This is a genomic window from Vibrio penaeicida, from assembly GCF_019977755.1.
GTDB classification, from domain to species: domain Bacteria; phylum Pseudomonadota; class Gammaproteobacteria; order Enterobacterales; family Vibrionaceae; genus Vibrio; species Vibrio penaeicida.
Window position 1 is genome coordinate 1,988,968 of record NZ_AP025145.1, and the last position, 16,420, is coordinate 2,005,387.

General features: G+C 47.8%; 13 protein-coding genes. All 13 read right to left on the reverse strand.

Annotated elements, in window-relative coordinates:
- The 13 genes from icmH to LDO37_RS27225 all read right to left on the reverse strand — a co-directional run bounded on the left by icmH (position 1) and on the right by LDO37_RS27225 (position 16,402).
- Complete coding sequence (gene icmH / locus LDO37_RS27165) at positions 1-1,143, reverse strand: type IVB secretion system protein IcmH/DotU (protein WP_126607379.1); 1,143 nt, start codon at positions 1,141-1,143, stop codon at positions 1-3.
- Between the two features lie 7 nt (positions 1,144-1,150).
- Positions 1,151-2,467, reverse strand: a complete 1,317-nt coding sequence (gene tssK, locus LDO37_RS27170) for a type VI secretion system baseplate subunit TssK (RefSeq protein WP_101111581.1) — start codon at positions 2,465-2,467, stop codon at positions 1,151-1,153.
- Positions 2,467-2,937 (reverse strand): type VI secretion system lipoprotein TssJ, encoded by a 471-nt coding sequence (gene tssJ / locus LDO37_RS27175; protein ID WP_126607380.1) that lies wholly within the window; start codon positions 2,935-2,937, stop codon positions 2,467-2,469. Before tssJ ends, tssK begins: the two co-directional genes overlap by 1 nt.
- The gene (locus LDO37_RS27180; RefSeq protein ID WP_126607381.1) at positions 2,937-3,890 is read right to left on the reverse strand and encodes a type VI secretion system-associated FHA domain protein; all 954 of its coding nucleotides are present in this window, start codon (positions 3,888-3,890) and stop codon (positions 2,937-2,939) included. Before LDO37_RS27180 ends, tssJ begins: the two co-directional genes overlap by 1 nt.
- A 33-nt stretch (positions 3,891-3,923) precedes the next feature.
- Positions 3,924-4,619 (reverse strand): transporter substrate-binding domain-containing protein, encoded by a 696-nt coding sequence (locus LDO37_RS27185; RefSeq protein WP_126607382.1) that lies wholly within the window; start codon positions 4,617-4,619, stop codon positions 3,924-3,926.
- Positions 4,616-5,755: an ABC transporter substrate binding protein gene (locus LDO37_RS27190; RefSeq protein WP_126607383.1), complete on the reverse strand. Its 1,140-nt coding sequence runs from the start codon at positions 5,753-5,755 to the stop codon at positions 4,616-4,618. The genes LDO37_RS27185 and LDO37_RS27190 overlap by 4 nt, the downstream gene beginning before the upstream one ends.
- Positions 5,752-7,950, reverse strand: coding sequence for an MFS transporter (locus LDO37_RS27195; RefSeq protein WP_126607384.1), 2,199 nt, complete (start codon positions 7,948-7,950; stop codon positions 5,752-5,754). The genes LDO37_RS27190 and LDO37_RS27195 overlap by 4 nt, the downstream gene beginning before the upstream one ends.
- A 9-nt stretch (positions 7,951-7,959) precedes the next feature.
- On the reverse strand, positions 7,960-9,114 hold the full coding sequence (locus LDO37_RS27200; RefSeq protein ID WP_101111587.1) for a D-alanine--D-alanine ligase family protein: 1,155 nt from the start codon (positions 9,112-9,114) through the stop codon (positions 7,960-7,962).
- 165 nt (positions 9,115-9,279) lie between these two features.
- Complete coding sequence (gene tssH, locus LDO37_RS27205; RefSeq protein WP_126607385.1) at positions 9,280-11,886, reverse strand: type VI secretion system ATPase TssH; 2,607 nt, start codon at positions 11,884-11,886, stop codon at positions 9,280-9,282.
- Between the two features lie 8 nt (positions 11,887-11,894).
- Positions 11,895-12,878, reverse strand: a complete 984-nt coding sequence (locus LDO37_RS27210) for a type VI secretion system baseplate subunit TssG (protein WP_126607386.1) — start codon at positions 12,876-12,878, stop codon at positions 11,895-11,897.
- On the reverse strand, positions 12,860-14,641 hold the full coding sequence (tssF, locus tag LDO37_RS27215) for a type VI secretion system baseplate subunit TssF (protein WP_126607387.1): 1,782 nt from the start codon (positions 14,639-14,641) through the stop codon (positions 12,860-12,862). The genes LDO37_RS27210 and tssF overlap by 19 nt, the downstream gene beginning before the upstream one ends.
- Positions 14,634-15,050 (reverse strand): type VI secretion system baseplate subunit TssE, encoded by a 417-nt coding sequence (gene tssE / locus LDO37_RS27220; protein WP_126607388.1) that lies wholly within the window; start codon positions 15,048-15,050, stop codon positions 14,634-14,636. The genes tssF and tssE overlap by 8 nt, the downstream gene beginning before the upstream one ends.
- Complete coding sequence (locus tag LDO37_RS27225) at positions 15,047-16,402, reverse strand: type VI secretion system contractile sheath domain-containing protein (RefSeq protein ID WP_126607389.1); 1,356 nt, start codon at positions 16,400-16,402, stop codon at positions 15,047-15,049. Before LDO37_RS27225 ends, tssE begins: the two co-directional genes overlap by 4 nt.
- Positions 16,403-16,420: the final 18 nt, after the last annotated feature.

Below are 16,420 nucleotides of genomic sequence, written 5' to 3' on the forward strand. Positions count from 1 at the left end.
TTACTTCTGCGCTCTTCTTATCGTGGCGTTTAGTCCAAAACGTACATTCAGTTCGTTTTTCAGTTTTCGAATTTCGCTCAAGTCATCGCCCGCATGAATGTATAACTCAACACCATGATCCGACTCACGAGTGAACGACTCGTAACCGGCTTGATTCAGCTCTGAAGACAAGCGAGTAGCATCTCTAGAACGAGAGAAAACGGCCAGAACAATTTCCCACTGCTGAGCAACCACTTTGCCCTGCATCCCCGTTATCTCTTCAAGGTTTTCTTGCTCTCGCCCCAGATCTTCATCCGTACTTAGGTAAAGCAGTTCTCCGCTGGTTTTCTTTAAGCTCACACCAGACATATCAATAGCGCCGAATTGTGCCAGTAGCGGCTGAGATCGGCTGTGATACCAATACTCGGTAAAACCATATCCAGTGGCGAGAATCAAAAACGTCAGTCCCAACGTTTTTCCCATGCTGATCATCAGCCAAGGTTGTTTCCCTTCGATCAATTTAGGGGTTTGCGGGACTGGCAAAGCGCTTTCATTGCGATAGCGACGAATCAGCCCGTAAGCGCGGGAAGTAATATCATGCAATTGACTTTCATCTTCATGGCGATAACGCCCTTTGAAGCCAAGGGTCAGCAACACGTACTGAAGCTCAATGAAGTCCGAAAGTTTGTTTGGCTGCTGGCAAGCTTTCTCAAGCAAGATGAAAAAGGCTTCGCCGCCGTTGCGTTGTAAAAAAACCTTGCTCAAAAGCGAATGATTTTCCCAGCGAGCACGCTCTCCCCATGGGGTGTAGAGCACCGCTTCATCAAAGGCAGCACACAACACGAAACAACTTTTTTCGATAACATTGGGGTGATAATCCAAGTGCAAACCGCGTAAACGGAAGGCTTCAATCGCATCCAGCAATTGTTGGCGAAAGCGGTTAATATCGCGTGGCGCACCTTGGCGTTTGATCGTAACCAAAATACCCAATAGTTCCGTTGCCGCATTCATCAGCGGACTGCCGTATACCGTTAGGTTTTCAATTAACTGCTCGGTACCCGACGTGTCCGCTTTCGGGCTCAGATTACTCCGCTCTTTACTTTGTGTATTCGCTGCTTGGCGATGAATTTGAACCGTGGGTTCTTCGTTAAATAGTCCTGCCATTGCCTACCTACCTGATCACATGAAAGTCAACGTGGATATCGTCGATTCTTTCATCGATATGAAGGGCAATCGCTTCGTCTCGTTTCACCAAGGCTTGCCATAAGTCGGACTTAGTATCTATTTCAAAATACGCCGCATCATTCAGCGATTTCAGCTCTGACGGTGCATAAGGCAAATGGCGAAGTGGTACGCCAGATAAGGCATTACGCACTAGCCCTGCTATATCACCGTTGCCAGCAAGTTTTGCTGCACGGGGGAATTCTTCGCTCAGGCGCGTTGCACCCATCGACGAAGACACCACCAACACAAAACGGCCTTGGTTGTACAAACTACGGTCATCGACCAAAGTGCGGAGCAAACGGCGGCTCGCAAACAACTGTCGGTCCCACTTGAGAGTGGAAACGTTATCGATTTGAACTTCACGCAACAACACCAGTAACTCTGCAAACACCGAAGAGAAAATGCTGTAGAGATCGTTTTGGTTCCAAGCAGGGAAAGACTTCGGCATTTTGCCTTCTAAGCCTTGCATTTGACCCGCCATCGAAACACATTCGAGGTATAGATGACGCGTCAGAAAGGTGTTATCGAGGTTCCATTGCTCTAATTTCGGCATCCATGCACCCATGACTTGTAGCCATAGGTAATCTCGCATTAAAGACTGATAACTTTTGCTGCTGGTTTCGGCTTGCAGTCGTGCATGGATCGCACGCGATCGATACTGCACTTGCGCAAACACATCCGCCACCGAATCGGTAAGATAGCTGGACACACCAAAATGCAAGCTCTGAGGGATAAAAGCCTGATTGAGGATAACTGCACCTTCAGATTTGTGTTCACTGATTTCAGCCACGGCAATTAGAATAAAGTCTTTCAGTTCATCGCCTTCGAGTTTTAGCTGAATGTTCATTTGCGCCAGCTCAAGTTGCACTGGGTCACTGTGCTCGCGGCTGGTGTCGTAAACGGGGTGTTCATTGGCACTGTGTCTTAAACGTACATCTTCACCAACGTCAATGGTCCCCGGTCTTGAAACTGGTAAAGCGAGATACACTTTTTTATGGCTGGTGTTTTTAGGCACATCGATAACAAGTGCCTGTTCGATTTCAAACGGTGTCCCGTCAGGGAAAATGCCTTTCGCTCGACGTACTGACACCTTACCAATGCTTAGCATGGTTCGATCCAACTCAAGATGAGTTAAACCGTAAGAGTTAGGGCTGATCTGTCCGACAAATTCGCGAGTAAAATGCTCAACGTAGCGTTCTTGTTGTTGAAAATGTTGTGGGGAAAGGAACATACCTTCGCTCCAAACCACTTTATTATTATCCATTATTTTTCTTCTTCTCCCGACACGGACAGGTTGATGCCATCCACTTCAATATTGATTGCTACTGAATTGAAAACCACAGGTTCGTAGATCACTTTATTCTTAGCTTCTCGGTAATCGGCAAATCCGGCTATTACCCCAATGAACTTCACACCAGTTCCTAACGGGATCACTTCTTGACGTGTTTCTCCGGGTAACAAACTTGGTAACTGACGAGCCAGAGCCAATTCCGCTTTCAATACGCCCTGCTCATCGTTGAAAATTTGAATAAAGTCGGCTTGCTCAAACGCATTGCTGTTGGTCAGCTGATAAATACGCAGCTCAACTGGTGAGGGTTTCCCCTCTACATTGGGATTGATGTTGGAAGCAGCAGTGATGTTGATGATCAGCTTTGGTTCCACCAACTCGTCACTCCATAAACTGCACCCAGAAAGCAACAGTAATAAGCTCAATACGCAGATACGACGAAACATCACTTCTCCCCTTCTAAGTTACGCTGCAAGCGCATCGCGTCGCGGAAGTACGCTTGAAACTTCACCTGCCAATCTCGGTTTTCAACCTGTCTGGTGAAATAGCGCTTGTACATATCCCAGTACTTCGGCTTACGAGACCAAAATCCACTTCCAGACAAGTCATCGAACATCGACTCCATCGTTTTTGGCGAAATATCAGAAAATAAACGGGTTAACGCCATTTCCAGTGCTTTGTCTGTGCGCTCTTGCAAACGCTGCTCTTGGCTTTGTCGTTCCACCATGGCAAACGCTGTGGACTGAGCCACCGTGTTGATATCGTTGTTTGTTGTTGGCTGAGTCGCTGCCACTTCTCGCAATGGAAACGATGCATGAAGGTCACTGTCTTTCAGTGGATCTTCATCGTCTGTTTGGAATTCGAGATCCAAATACGTTTGCTGCGTTTGCTTTATGGTATCCGTGTGCAAAAACGGATCATCGTCCACCACATCCAGCGTCGAAATAGTGAAATCGGGCTGGTCAGATACCTCAGGAACATCCTGAATAAATGGCGTAATCTCATTGCTGAATGGGTCATCACCAAACGGCGAGGCGACAAGGTTTTCCGAACCGCTTTGTGCTTTCGCTTGATCCGGTACAAAACACGAAACAAGCAATCGGTAACGACCAATGTCTAACACGTCACCATCGCTCAATGTCGATTGATTACCGTTACCTAAAGGCACATCAGAACCATTGATAAATAAACCATTGGTGCTGTTGTCTGCGATTTGATATCCGCGTGAAGTCTTACGAACGATGGCGTGCGTACCTGAAATTTCTCGGCTCGCGTCGCTCAATTGCAATGTCGCACCAAAGGCACGACCAATGTCCCCACCTTCTTCAGGAAATGCCTGATTCCACTGAGCAATGCTTTCACCATCTGGAGAGCTAATAATTCTAATTGATAGAGGCATTTGACTGACCTTCAATAAATTCGATAGTTGGAATTAACGGCACTGAGAAATAGCGTCATTAAACTCGTTAAGAAAGTTGGGATACTTCTTCGTAAACGCTTTCGAGAAATACACGCCCAAGGGTTGAGATTTCACCCTCGTACGAGATATCGCTCGGTAGCTGATACCCATTTTCTTAATGGTTTCGTCGATCACCGCGTCGTTACCCAAAATTGCGCCAACTTCTCCGCCGAGCATCAATTCAATAAGGGCTTTTGGTGTTCTTGGCTTTTTACTCACGCGGTAACCATTTTTATGTAGCCAGAACCATTTGTTCGAACCAAACAGTGCCGCGACTTCGACCTGTGATTTGAACGTGATGTTGTTCATTTCCGCTGAGTCCGACAGGGAGAACCAACTCCAGTTTTGCTCATCTAGCGGAGCAGAATATTCCGCATACTCATCGCGTTTGCTGTTATGAGACGCGAGGAAAAACCCGTGTTGAGAACCCACCTCTGTCATAAGCTGTGCGCGATCCCATTTGGTCATGGTGAGCTGGTAAGGTTGGTCCATTACCCGCATCACGCATTTCACTTTGTCGATACCCGGGCCTTTCATTTCACCCTTTTCTTGGTATTGATAAGGGAACCACTCTTGGGTCGCCAATAGCAGTCTCTCTGGGCGATTAAACGCCAATGCCGACTCACTGACCCCAGCACTAATCAGGGCTATCAAAAGAATTCGAATCATGGCTCGTTATGCTCCATGCTCATGCCAGAAGAACGCACAACGTTGCCATCTCGTGCGTAAATATCACTGGCCATTTCAATCAAAACAAAAGGCACTTGTGTGTTCACTCGCTCAGCTTGTTTGAAGCTAATGGAAATATCGGGAGGTGAGAGAACCCCAACAGGTAAGGAAGCTGGCGCAATGCCTGTTTTTAGAATGTCGAGACCGTATAACGCGGCTTGGTGAGCATTGTTATCAAACCCAACCCCCACCGACATCAAAGCACTTTGCGCAGTGCCGTTAACCGCGTCTGGAACCGCCGTCAATAGAGGTAAAAATTCCGAGTAAATATTAATTTCATCAATACGGTTCAGTAGACTAGAGCTCCCCGTCAACCAAAGCAGAGAGTTGCTCAGAGATTGATCATCGACCTTCATGGCGTTTACTTGTTCTCGCATAACACGACCAAGCGAACGCTCTGGTTCGCGTTCATCCACTTCAATTGGAAAAATGCGAATACCTTGTTTTTCCGCTTCGTTTTTTAAAGGGAGATACTGAGTCAGATAGGCACTGGTGTTTGACTTGGCATACAGCACACCAATTTGCGTCAAGTCGGGGCGGAAACGGCGCAAGAAGCTCAAGGTTACGCCCGCTGGCAAATTCAGCGATGTGTAAGCGAAGTTGTTGCCACTCGTTTGATAGTTGTCCGTCAATCCCATCAACACCGGATCTTTGGCGTTCACAGACACAACTGGCAGCTTACCCCCAGAATAGGCTTTATGGAGTAACACAGTGGCACGAGATCCCACGGTGTAAATAAGGCTGGCTTCTTTTTCTGCTCGTAGGGACCAGTCTCTTAGACCGGCCATTGTGTTAGGCAGTAGGAAAACACGAAATGACACGCTAGGCATTTCGCGGCGGTACACCTTAAGAATCGTCGACAGCGCCACATCATAAGAATCGGCTTTTCGAGAGACCAGTACCCAAACCACAGGGTGTTCACCATGTGGCGAAAACAAAACGTCCGAGTCATTGGCGTTAATTTCCCATTGAGCACGCTTTTCATTTTTTAGATGCTCGCCTAACCATTCAGGCCATTCTGCATGGCTCATTGGCGCTAGCAGTACATTGACCAAAAGCAAAATTATACGAATCATGCGACTGCTTCCTGTTTTGGTTCACGATCAAATATCCACATGAGGAAACCAGCTGCGGTAAAGAAGGCAGAAAGCGCAAAGAACGCGTATTCATTCCCCAGACGAGTAAGCAAAATCCCAACGACTATCGAGCCTAAAACATGCCCTAATCGCTCCAGAAAACGATAGGTCGATGCCACAGAATTGGCATTCGCACCTTGTGTTGCGGTCACAACGTGTGTCACTACAGGCGCGTTAATGAGACCATGGGAAACGCCCATAACCAGCATCGCGGCCGTCGCGGTCAACACTAAATAAGTGACATCCTCAAATAGGAAGGCGACAGACAGCACGCCCAAAGACATTGCTGCCACTAAGCTCCCAAGACAAAGCGCCCATTTGGCTGAACCGATTCGGTCGATCATTGGGGACACTTTTCCACTGATGAACAAAACAGAGAACGCATAAGCCATTAGCACCTGACCAATACTTTCACGCTCAACACCAGCATTGGAAAGCAGGATGGGCACAGCAAAAAAGACCACGCCCGTGAGCATCATCTTGGTGGGAATACCAACCAGTAACATGGTGCGCATAAAAGCAGGCACACGCATCAATGCAGCGGAGTCTTTTAACATCATGGTTAAATTCTCTTTCAATGATCCAGAGTTGCTGCCTTGAGGCACCATCGAAGGCAGAGAAAGACTGAAGAGATACATAAGACCACCCACTAATACAGACAGCATAAAGATGCCCTGTACACCAACCGTATCAGCCAAAAGTGCGCCAATCGCGGCACCGGAAATAAAGCCCGCATTGAAGCAGAAGACAATGATTCCAGCAGCCTGGGTTTTATTCGATTGGTCACTGCAACGCAGAATATAGCCTTGCACCGCGATGAAGATCGTCGCTTGCCCAACACCAGAGATGAAACGCGCCACCAATACAGTAATTAGTTGAGAGTCGTAGGCAAGTAATAAACACCCTGCAGAAGAGAGTAAGACCCCCACACCCAGTACCTTGCGAATGTCGTAGACTTCCACTAGTCGAGACACTGGTAATAAGGTCGCGGCAAAACCCACGAAATACAGGGTAAAGAAGTAAGACGACCAGCTTTCGCTTGCACCGCTCTCTATCGCGACCTGAGTCAGGTATTGTGGCAACACAGGCGCCATCAAAGACTCCATCAGTACAGTCACCAACAGCAACGGTTTAATTTGCGCGAGCACCGTATCGTTCTTAGGTTGCTGCCCCGAATGGCTAAGCAGTCGGATAAAGGCGAAGCAAATAAAGGCGCACCCAGCGAACAAAATCGCAAAATTCTTTAAGGTACGCACCAACTGCGCCAGCAACGCCTTTGGGTAAAACGCGACGGTGACTTGATTGCCTTTGGCATCCCCGATGAGAAACTCCGCCATGTTCTCAACCGACATACCTTTACCATTCGCGCTGCTTTTAGCGATCTCCTCTGTGCCTTGAGAAACCGAAATAGAAGACACTTCCGGGTTAGATTGGCGAAAACTGCCTAGCATTTCGCTTATGCCACTCACCTGATGGTGGCTGATACCGGCGTTCAAAACAGGAGCCAAGCGCTGAGTCACAATGTTTGCCATTGAACTGGCTTTGTTTTCCAAACCAGATTTGTACAACGCCCCAACCATCAAAAAAACACTTGCCGACATCGCAAGGAACACCCCACCGAACGCGGTGAAGTAGGTTTTCGGATTTTCGCTGCGCAGGACAAAGAACACGAACACCGCGGTCAGTACGATCACCAATACCATCATGGGCTGAAAGCGTGCATTTATGGTTTTTTCAATCTCGTGATCGCTAAGCAGCACTTCCAGTGCCCCGACCTGAGTAAACTTGTTACTTAGAGGAATGGTCACTAAGCTGCCCACAAAACGCTCGTCGGTGTAGCGATATAGCTCCTGTTGACCGGAAATCACCCGAATATCAACCACAGAGGAATCGGCTTTAGCAATGGGTGAAAGCACCTTTTCCAGACCAGCGATGTCTTGCAACGGTACCCCCGAACTCAGTACCTGTTCGATACCAATTCGCGCGGCCTCCGTCTGAGCCAGGACCGCATCGCGGCTCTGTTGTTGGTAACTTTTCAGCGCTTGCGCGTAACCCACGACGAAGATCAGCGTTAGCGACAAAATAACCAGTAATGCGCCAAGTAACAGGCGACTATATTGCTTAAACGTATTCAACGAAAACTCCTAGCTCGTACTCAGTGCGTCGAATTGTTCGTTCAAGCAATGAGCGACAGCCATTGGTCGCTTTTGTTTAAGGAAAGACAATCGGTTAAACACCAAAGATTGCACCAAATCGGTGTAATCCATGCCTTCACGTGCTAAGTCATGGCACACTAAGCTGATTTTCTCGCCTTCTGGTCGCTTCAGGTCTGGCTTAGGGTTGGTTTCGAGTACATACAAATTGCCCTCTTTGTCCATGCGAAGATCCACACGAACCAAGGTTTGCAAACCCAGTTGGCGGTAAATCTTCTGCCCAATGTCGGCCAATTCGCCACGCAGCTTTTCGTCGTTTACCGCCACTAGTCGATCTTGAGTGATGGGCTTTACATCCATCGACGTAAAAATGGGTTCATCTTCGTCAAGAACACGCTCCGTAATGGAGAACGCCATTGGCGTTTCAGACTGAGTGAGCTTTCCTTCTTTAAAGACGTATTCACCGGCGACAGCCACGACAAACTCGCGCCCGCCTAGGAACGGTTCGATCATCACGGTATTGCCCGTCGCTTGGCGCACTTTTTCTACAATCGCAGCAAGATCATTGCGATCAAAAACCGGATAAACGTGTATAGACGCACGACCCGACACTGGTTTCACTATGAATCCTTCGTTGAATATTGTTTCAATTTCATCGATCGCATCTTGCTTCACCGCATCATCGAAACACTCATCGATACCAATCGTCACAAATGGAGCCGTAGGCAGACCTGCGGCTTTAATTTCATGTTTAAACAGGTGTTTGTTATCCAGAATACCTGCTGTCATTGGGGAGTGACCGACGTACGGCACACCTAACATTTCAAGGGTGGACGGAAGGTGACACATGGAGTCAAACCCTTGCAGCCCGCCGCTGTTGGTGATGACTAATTCGGTCCCTTTTTCTCTAAGTTGCTGTGCCAAATTAAGGTCTTCGGCAAATACTTCCACATCTTGGAAACCCGACTCACGCAGGGCGTTCGCAATATCATGCGCAACAGGCGCGTACGTTTTAGTCGAGCGAGGGCTCAAGTTTTCAAAAATATAACTGCCCTCCTGACCTTTATCCCCACCGTGAATCACGGCGACTTTTAAGTTCTGGCGAATCCATTCCAGTTGCGGCTTAGAAAAAACTGAATGCGTCATCTGTTTATACTCATGGTGTTGTGTTGCTAAAAAGGCGCTTCAAATGGCAACCCGGCAGCAATCAATGTTTAAAAAAGTAAATAATTAAAGTAATCGTTATTGTTATAAGTGGGCAGACATACTGCCCATTCGCACCGAGATCTCACGCCTCGTTATCATTTGTTTTTATTGAATTTTAATCACAAAACGGCCGTTTTCAGTGTGTACCTTGACCGCTTCTACAGGTTTGCTTTCACTCATGCGAACAATGCACTGGTTTGCCAGTTCTGGCATTAGTTGACGATTGATCAACTGCTCAACGGCACGGGCACCGGTTTCAGGTGAATCATTCATGTTTACCAGCAGTTCAATGACATCTGGGTGATAGTCAAAGCTTGCCCCATAGTGCGACTGAACGCGCTTACGAATGCGATTCAGTGACAGCTCGGCAATTTTGCCCAATTCTTCATCGTTCAATGGGAAATACGGCACGATAGTCGCCCGCCCAAGGAAAGCAGGTTTAAAGTGATTCTGAAGCTCTGGGAAAATAGTTTGTGTAAGCGCAGGAACATCAGGTCGACCGTTTGCACAAGCATTCACCACCGCACCATCAGCGGCGTTCGACGTCATGATGATGATGGTGTTGCGAAAATCGATGTTTCGCCCCTCACTGTCAGAAATCGAGCCTTTATCAAAGATCTGATAAAAGATGTCGTGCACGCCCGGGTGCGCTTTTTCCATTTCGTCCAAAAGCAGCACCGAATATGGGTTTTTGCGCACCGCTTCGGTCAGCACGCCACCTTTTCCATATCCGACATAGCCCGCTGGTGAGCCCAGTAACATCGAGACTTTGTGCTCTTCTTTGAATTCCGTCATGTTGATGGTGGTAATATTGCGTTCACCGCCGTAAAGCAGATCCGTTAGCGCCAGCGCTGTTTCGGTTTTACCCACACCACTTGGCCCACACATGAGGAAAACACCAACAGGTTTGCGTGGATCTGTTAAACCAGCGCGAGAAAGACGAATCGCTTGAGAGAGTTCCGCTATCGGTGTGACTTGACCAATCACTCGCTCACCGATATGAGACTCTAGATGCATCAGTCTTTCCACTTCTTGGCTCAACATATTACCAACCGGAATACCCGTCCAAAGTGCTACTACGTCAGCGATGGTTTGCTCTGTTACCTGAGCCAGTACCAATGGTTGCTCACCCTGCTTGTCGCGCAGTACCTGCATTTTCTCTGCAAGCTGTGCTTTGGCTTCAAGGGAGGTGATTGAACCTTTTTCTTTAAGCTCTTCATCCAACTGGATTTGCAGTGCAATGATCTCATCCACTAGCATGCGTTCTTCGTTCCAACGCAGTTCAATCGACTGATGTTCTGCTTCAAGAGACGCCAAACGCTGTTTCGCTTCTTCCAAACGTTCGCTTTCAACCGACCACAACGCCGACTCGTGAATCAAGGTATCGATTTCGTTATTGGCGTAGCGAATCTGCTCTGCGATCGCTTCCATTTGGCGAGGTGCTGCGCTTTGGCTCAAACCAATGCGAGAACACGCCGTGTCCAATAGGCTAATCGCCTTATCAGGTAGCTTGCGTTCTGGTAGATAACGAATGGAAAGAGAGACCGCTGCATCAATTGCTTCTTGCATCACTTTTACGTTGTGATGCTTTTCCAAGCTACGCTTAACGCCACGAAGCATGTGGATCGCGTCTTCTTCGCTGGGCTCATCCACCGACACCACTTGGAAACGACGAGTCAACGCAGCATCTGATTCAAAGTATTGCTTGTATTCCGCCCATGTAGTTGCGGCAAGAGAGCGAAACTCACCTCGCGCCAACGCTGGTTTTAGGATATTTGCCGCATCGTTTTGACCAGCGATACCTCCCGCACCGATCAACGTATGTGCTTCATCAATAAACATGATGATGGGTGTCGATGATTGTTTGATCTCGTTGATCACATCTTTCAAGCGATTTTCAAACTCGCCTTTAATGCTCGCCCCCGCTTGTAGAAGAGAGAGATCCAAACTGCGAAGCTCAACGTTCATCAAAGCCGGTGGTACATTACCGTTCACGATCTCTTGAGCCAATCCCTCTACTATCGCAGTTTTGCCCACACCAGGGTCGCCCACCAAGATCGGGCTGTTTTGGCGACGTCGACATAAAATGTCGATGGATTTACGAATCTCCTCACCTCTCCCAGTAATTGGGTCGAGCTTGCCGCTGCGTGCGGCTTCCGTTAAGTTTTGCGAGTACTTGTCCAAAGCTGGTGTGGCGGAATCACCACTGGCTGCGACCATGCTCTCGGCAGGTTGCGTTGTTTGGCTGGGTGTATTGACCGCCAAAGACTGACTGCGCAACCATTCAGAAGACAATACGGACACCCACTGACTAAGTACGCCATTGTAAGCGCTCTGACCAACACGCTGTTTCAGCACCATTAATACGTGAAATTCATTGACCACCGATTGCTGATTGTTCAGTGACGCGATCATCCAAGCATCTTTGAGTAATTCGACTAACTCCGGCGACAACGAAGGCGACACGTCGGTACCACGAGGCAAGCTTGCTAGGTGGTTATTGCAACGCTCGATCAACGTCTCTTTAGCTAAAGACGCTTGTTGAATTGCAGCATCCCAACCTTTCGATTGTTGCAGCAACTGAAAAAACCAGTGTTCAGGCTCAATAGAGAAATGAACTCGGTTGACGCATTCCCCAGCAGCAGATTCCAGAGCACTTTTCAGCGAAGGGGTCAGCCTTTTGACCAAGCTTTGCAATTCAATATTAATCATTCTTTTTCCTAACTTTTCGTCAGTGGCATTTCTACAAACTGTTGGCTATTGGATTGGTTGTTCATCCATGCGGATTGCCCAATTCTTAGCCCACTTTTATGGCTACCAGAGAGCTTCAATCTCGGCAAATATTGGCTGTTAACCTTCATGTAAAGGGCATACTTGGTGTTTACCCCCATGTAACTGCGAACCATGTGGTCCACAGCATGAATCATTTTTTTGTCGCTACGGATCCTCAGGTAGTGCGAGTAATCTTTCGGACAGATTTTGATATTCAGTTTTTGACCGGTCATTGGCGTTGATTTACCCGCTAACGCGCCCATCCCTAATTGTTGATTCTTCCCAGATAGCCCAAGCTGAGTCAGTGAACATGGCGTTAATGGCAGATATTCCAAACCACTACGCTCGACTTCAAATTGAGCTTCGAAGTAATCTTCCAGCATGGCTTTAAGTGCTAAAGGGCAAGTCAACTTAAGCCCCAATAATCCTGTGTACTGCACCAAGTGAGACTCGGGCATCGGCGCGACTTCACCCGATTGACCCGCAAGGCTCGATAGCATCTCGGTGATGGACTGACGGTGACGATTCCAGTGGAATGTTTCTTCTTCCATCTGGTAGGTCAGCTCATGTTTTTGTTTGGTTTCGCAGTACAGTCGGTAGTAACGGTTATTGAACGTATCGAAGAAATCGAGTGGCGCTTCATCGCCTTGTTCAAATCGCGCCTTTAATGCTTGGTTATACATAGCGCGAGGTATGGTTCCCGCATTGCCAGACAAAGACGCCACCGAGGTTTTTAAGGTGTACGCGCCATTTCTCTCTGAGGACACTTGCGAAACTTCCGATTTATAGTAGGCAGGAAGAATCTCTGCGCTAAAATTCACCGCAGGTCGTTGACCATTCGTGTGAGCTTGATGCTTGAAGATTTGCCACGCTTTTTCTAATTGCCCTTCAAACGTCCCCTGAGACAAGCGAATTACAGCAGACTCTTGCACCCAGTTCTCCTTGGGAAAGAGAGGTAAACCCCATCCTGCCCTTCAAGATAAATATCCACTTGCGTAAAGCTGTTGAAGCCAGCGAAATAGGCAAAGAAGTAATCCAGCAAATACCCAAACATTGAGATACCGCCATTGACGTTTGCGGCATCGAGTGTGATGGATATTTTGGTGCCATAGGCAAAACACGTTTTGCCAGAAACGCGGATCGGAGCCACGACTTGCTCTTGCTCAATCTTGTGCAATGACTCGATGTAAACATGGTTCTGCACCGCTTGATTGTGGTTGTAGAGCTCGAATACATTCTTAAGCGTTGCTATTGGGTTATCTGTCCCCAAAATAGCGTGATAATTGAAATGTAAGTGGCACAGCAGCGCCCACACATTTTTATTGGTGTCTCGGCTGCGCACCGGAAGCGTTGGTCGACGTAATAGCGTCATAGATGCAGGGATGGTCAGAGAATCACGACAGCTGATTTGGCTGGTAACAGGTAATGAACCAGCACGAACGCCATCGCTCGCGGTTGTTGTAACAGACCAAATACGAGGCTCAGAGGTCGCACTCACATGCTCTAAATCCGCCACTTTCAGACTGCTGCTCAATACGCCTCTTTCATGAGTATTTTGTACCAACTGCCAGCGAAGCGCGCACTCTGCATCATTGTATTTTTCACCGTAGATCTGCGACACCGAGAAGGGTTCACCTTCCGTGACATCCAAGACGTCATCAACGGAAAAGACTTCAAGGTTACTGCCTTGCCCAGAATCCAGATGGATCGGGTACTGCTTCTGACTGAAATCAATTTGGACTGGCTCCGACACCTTGCTTTGCAAGTTGACTAAAGGTGTACAAAACAAAGAAAAATGATGAGCTTGTAGGCTACGCGCCATCTCAACACTCACCTCATTCAAGAAAATTTGAATGCGAAGTTGAGACCCCGTGGTTTTACTGATCACGTCACCCAGATCCAAGCTGAATCCTTGGAAGCGCTCAGAGAACATAAAGAACTCCGTCAGCAATTTAAAGCCGCCAAAACTCGCTGCTTGATAGGGCAATATGGTGTCTTCTGCGTCAAACCCTATAGGCTGCATCGCAGATTGACCCAGCGTGAAGCAGGTGTCGTTGTTGCAAACACACACCTGAGCAATTCCTTGCGCTATCACATCATACAAACGCAACGCAAAGTGGCTTTCGCCTTTGAGATGCAATTTCAAGCGATCGATGCCCAGCTCACTTAATTCGATGCCTTCGTCTGTAGCATCAATCGTAAGTTCTAACATCGCTTTTGCGCTTTCAGCGCCAGCAGGTTTGGCAATATCAAAAGGAGCAAACAGCACCTCGGCAGACGTGACCGTAATTGGGAACAGATCCAAGTCTTCCGTGGTACGAAATACGACAGGTTCATCTGAACCGTCAGAAACATCGAATTCAGTGCCTTTTGGAATGCAGTGCTTTGCGTTGGCATCCTCTGCGATATCAAAATCCAGCATACTGTAGGATGGAACCGGTTTGAGGTAATGCGGGAACAACAAATTAACCAAGCTTTCCGTCAGCTCTGGGTAGGATTCATCCAAGCGCTGCTGGAGCTTACCGTTCATTAAGGCGACGCTTTCAATCAAACGCGCGACTTGCGGATCGTCGATACTGTCTTTTCGAATCCCCAAAGCATGCGCCGCGCCCGGATGACGCTCCGTGAACTGAGAGGCTTCGGAACGTATAAAACGCAGTTCCTGTTCAAAATAGGAAAGCAAAGAATCAGACAAAATTCGACTTCCTTACATCAAGTTTGTTACTGCTGAGATCCAGAAAAGAATCCAGCACAATGGCTTCATCGCCCAGATCTGAATGCACAACGGCAGAAAGACGAAAGCTCAGTTGGTTATCACCCACTTTGCCTTCTTGCACCTCAATCTCAACTTGGGTTAGACGTGGCTCGTAGTAACGGATTAGGTTTTCGACCTCGGCGACGATCTCGTCAGTATTGCTCTTGCTTTGAGCTCTCGCGATGTTGTGCATGCCCAGCTCAACAATGGTGCCTTCACTGATCGAAACACTGTTGGACCACAAAGGGGCACGGCTTGAAATTAAGCCACAAACGTTATCGATGATGGCATCACGCACACCGTCGATATCGTCGCTCCAACTTTGTGTCAATTTCGACATTAAGCTCATTGGGTTTCTCCGATATCGGTGCCTAATACAGAGGTCGTGAGTACTACTTTGGCGTCCATCATTTCGTACTGATATTGGGGCTGTAGCATGATTTCGCACAGGTAACGTGTGTTATCGTGCGGCGCTTCTTCAATGCGCACATAACACGAACGTAAAGGGTAACGTGCAAGAACAGTATCTTCGCCGTAACTCACGTTACTGATGAATTGGTCTAACCAACGCTCTAAGCTGCGACGGCAACTTTCCGCGCTGTCGTATCGACCGACCTGATCGCGAATCTGCGCTTTGATGTAGTGACCAAAGCGGCACGCCATTAAGTTGGTTTGCAGCATGCCAAGCTGACGGCAAGATTCATCCGGTGCCTGCCAAACCGACTGGTTACTGAAAAAACCTTTGTGATTGCTAAGGTAAAGACTAGTTAATGGCATGAAGCCTTGTGATGACCAAAAGCCATCATCTTCACTGAATAAGTCGACTTTGGTGCGAATATCAATAGAGTTTTGAACAACTGCGCCATACGCTCCTGATTCATCATAAGAACGAAGAAAACCAAACCAGCTAATGCGATCGAATTCGCGCATCACATTACCGACCATGAGGTACGCACTGTTTCCCCATAGCGCATTTTTTTCTTGTTTTTTCTCACTAAACACAAACCCCGCAGGGTATTGATAGTAATGCTGACGCATAAGATATTCAGGCATCACCAAGTGAAGAAAGCGAGAGGCGCTTTTTTCTCTCAATAACTGCCATGACAAAAAATCACGGCTACTTAGGATACGATCGATACGTGCGCAATCGTGGAGTTGCCTGCGAGGTTCGTCACCGAAAAAGAATTCATCAACACCTAAAACCATCGGGCAAAATGACATTTCCCCTAGCTCAGAAAGCAGTTGAAGGGTGTAAAGATCGTCGTAATCCAGATCATCGCTATAATCAGCCGAGGCTTTGTGATCAACCATCACAAGCCCAAAAGGCGTACCACCAGCGGTATCGAACTCTTTTGAGTACAGTTTCCTGTATAGGGAGGACTGCTTTAAGTCGAACGAGTAGTTGAGGTCGGCAGAGACCATACTCCAGCTCAGATCTAACAATTTGATTTTGACTCGCCGCTGCGAAACCTGGATTTCAGTCAGCGACTTAAGCCCTGTCCAAGACGATTCCAATTGCTTGAATTGGTTGTGCTGAACCACGTCAGAAAGCTGATCGCTGATGCGGTTATCCAGTTCAGCCATTAAACGGGTAAGCAAAGCTTTAAATTGAACCGTCGACTGAGCTTTGGCGTACCCGAGCAGCTCCTGCCAAGCAGGGCTCTCGAAAAGCGTACGGTTGATGTCAGTGTTTGGATTCATTAACGACTCAATTCAAAG

Bases quoted from the DNA above. Each gene is read 5' to 3' on its own strand.
- LDO37_RS27225 (WP_126607389.1), bottom strand. From the start codon at position 16,402: ATGAATCCAAACACTGACATCAACCGTACGCTTTTCGAGAGCCCTGCT.
- LDO37_RS27200 (WP_101111587.1), bottom strand. From the start codon at position 9,114: ATGACGCATTCAGTTTTTTCTAAGCCGCAACTGGAATGGATTCGCCAG.
- LDO37_RS27190 (WP_126607383.1), bottom strand. From the start codon at position 5,755: ATGATTCGTATAATTTTGCTTTTGGTCAATGTACTGCTAGCGCCAATG.
- LDO37_RS27185 (WP_126607382.1), bottom strand. From the start codon at position 4,619: ATGATTCGAATTCTTTTGATAGCCCTGATTAGTGCTGGGGTCAGTGAG.
- LDO37_RS27180 (WP_126607381.1), bottom strand. From the start codon at position 3,890: ATGCCTCTATCAATTAGAATTATTAGCTCTCCAGATGGTGAAAGCATT.
- tssH (WP_126607385.1), bottom strand. From the start codon at position 11,886: ATGATTAATATTGAATTGCAAAGCTTGGTCAAAAGGCTGACCCCTTCG.
- tssE (WP_126607388.1), bottom strand. From the start codon at position 15,050: ATGAGCTTAATGTCGAAATTGACACAAAGTTGGAGCGACGATATCGAC.
- tssJ (WP_126607380.1), bottom strand. From the start codon at position 2,937: ATGTTTCGTCGTATCTGCGTATTGAGCTTATTACTGTTGCTTTCTGGG.
- tssK (WP_101111581.1), bottom strand. From the start codon at position 2,467: ATGGATAATAATAAAGTGGTTTGGAGCGAAGGTATGTTCCTTTCCCCA.
- icmH (WP_126607379.1), bottom strand. From the start codon at position 1,143: ATGGCAGGACTATTTAACGAAGAACCCACGGTTCAAATTCATCGCCAA.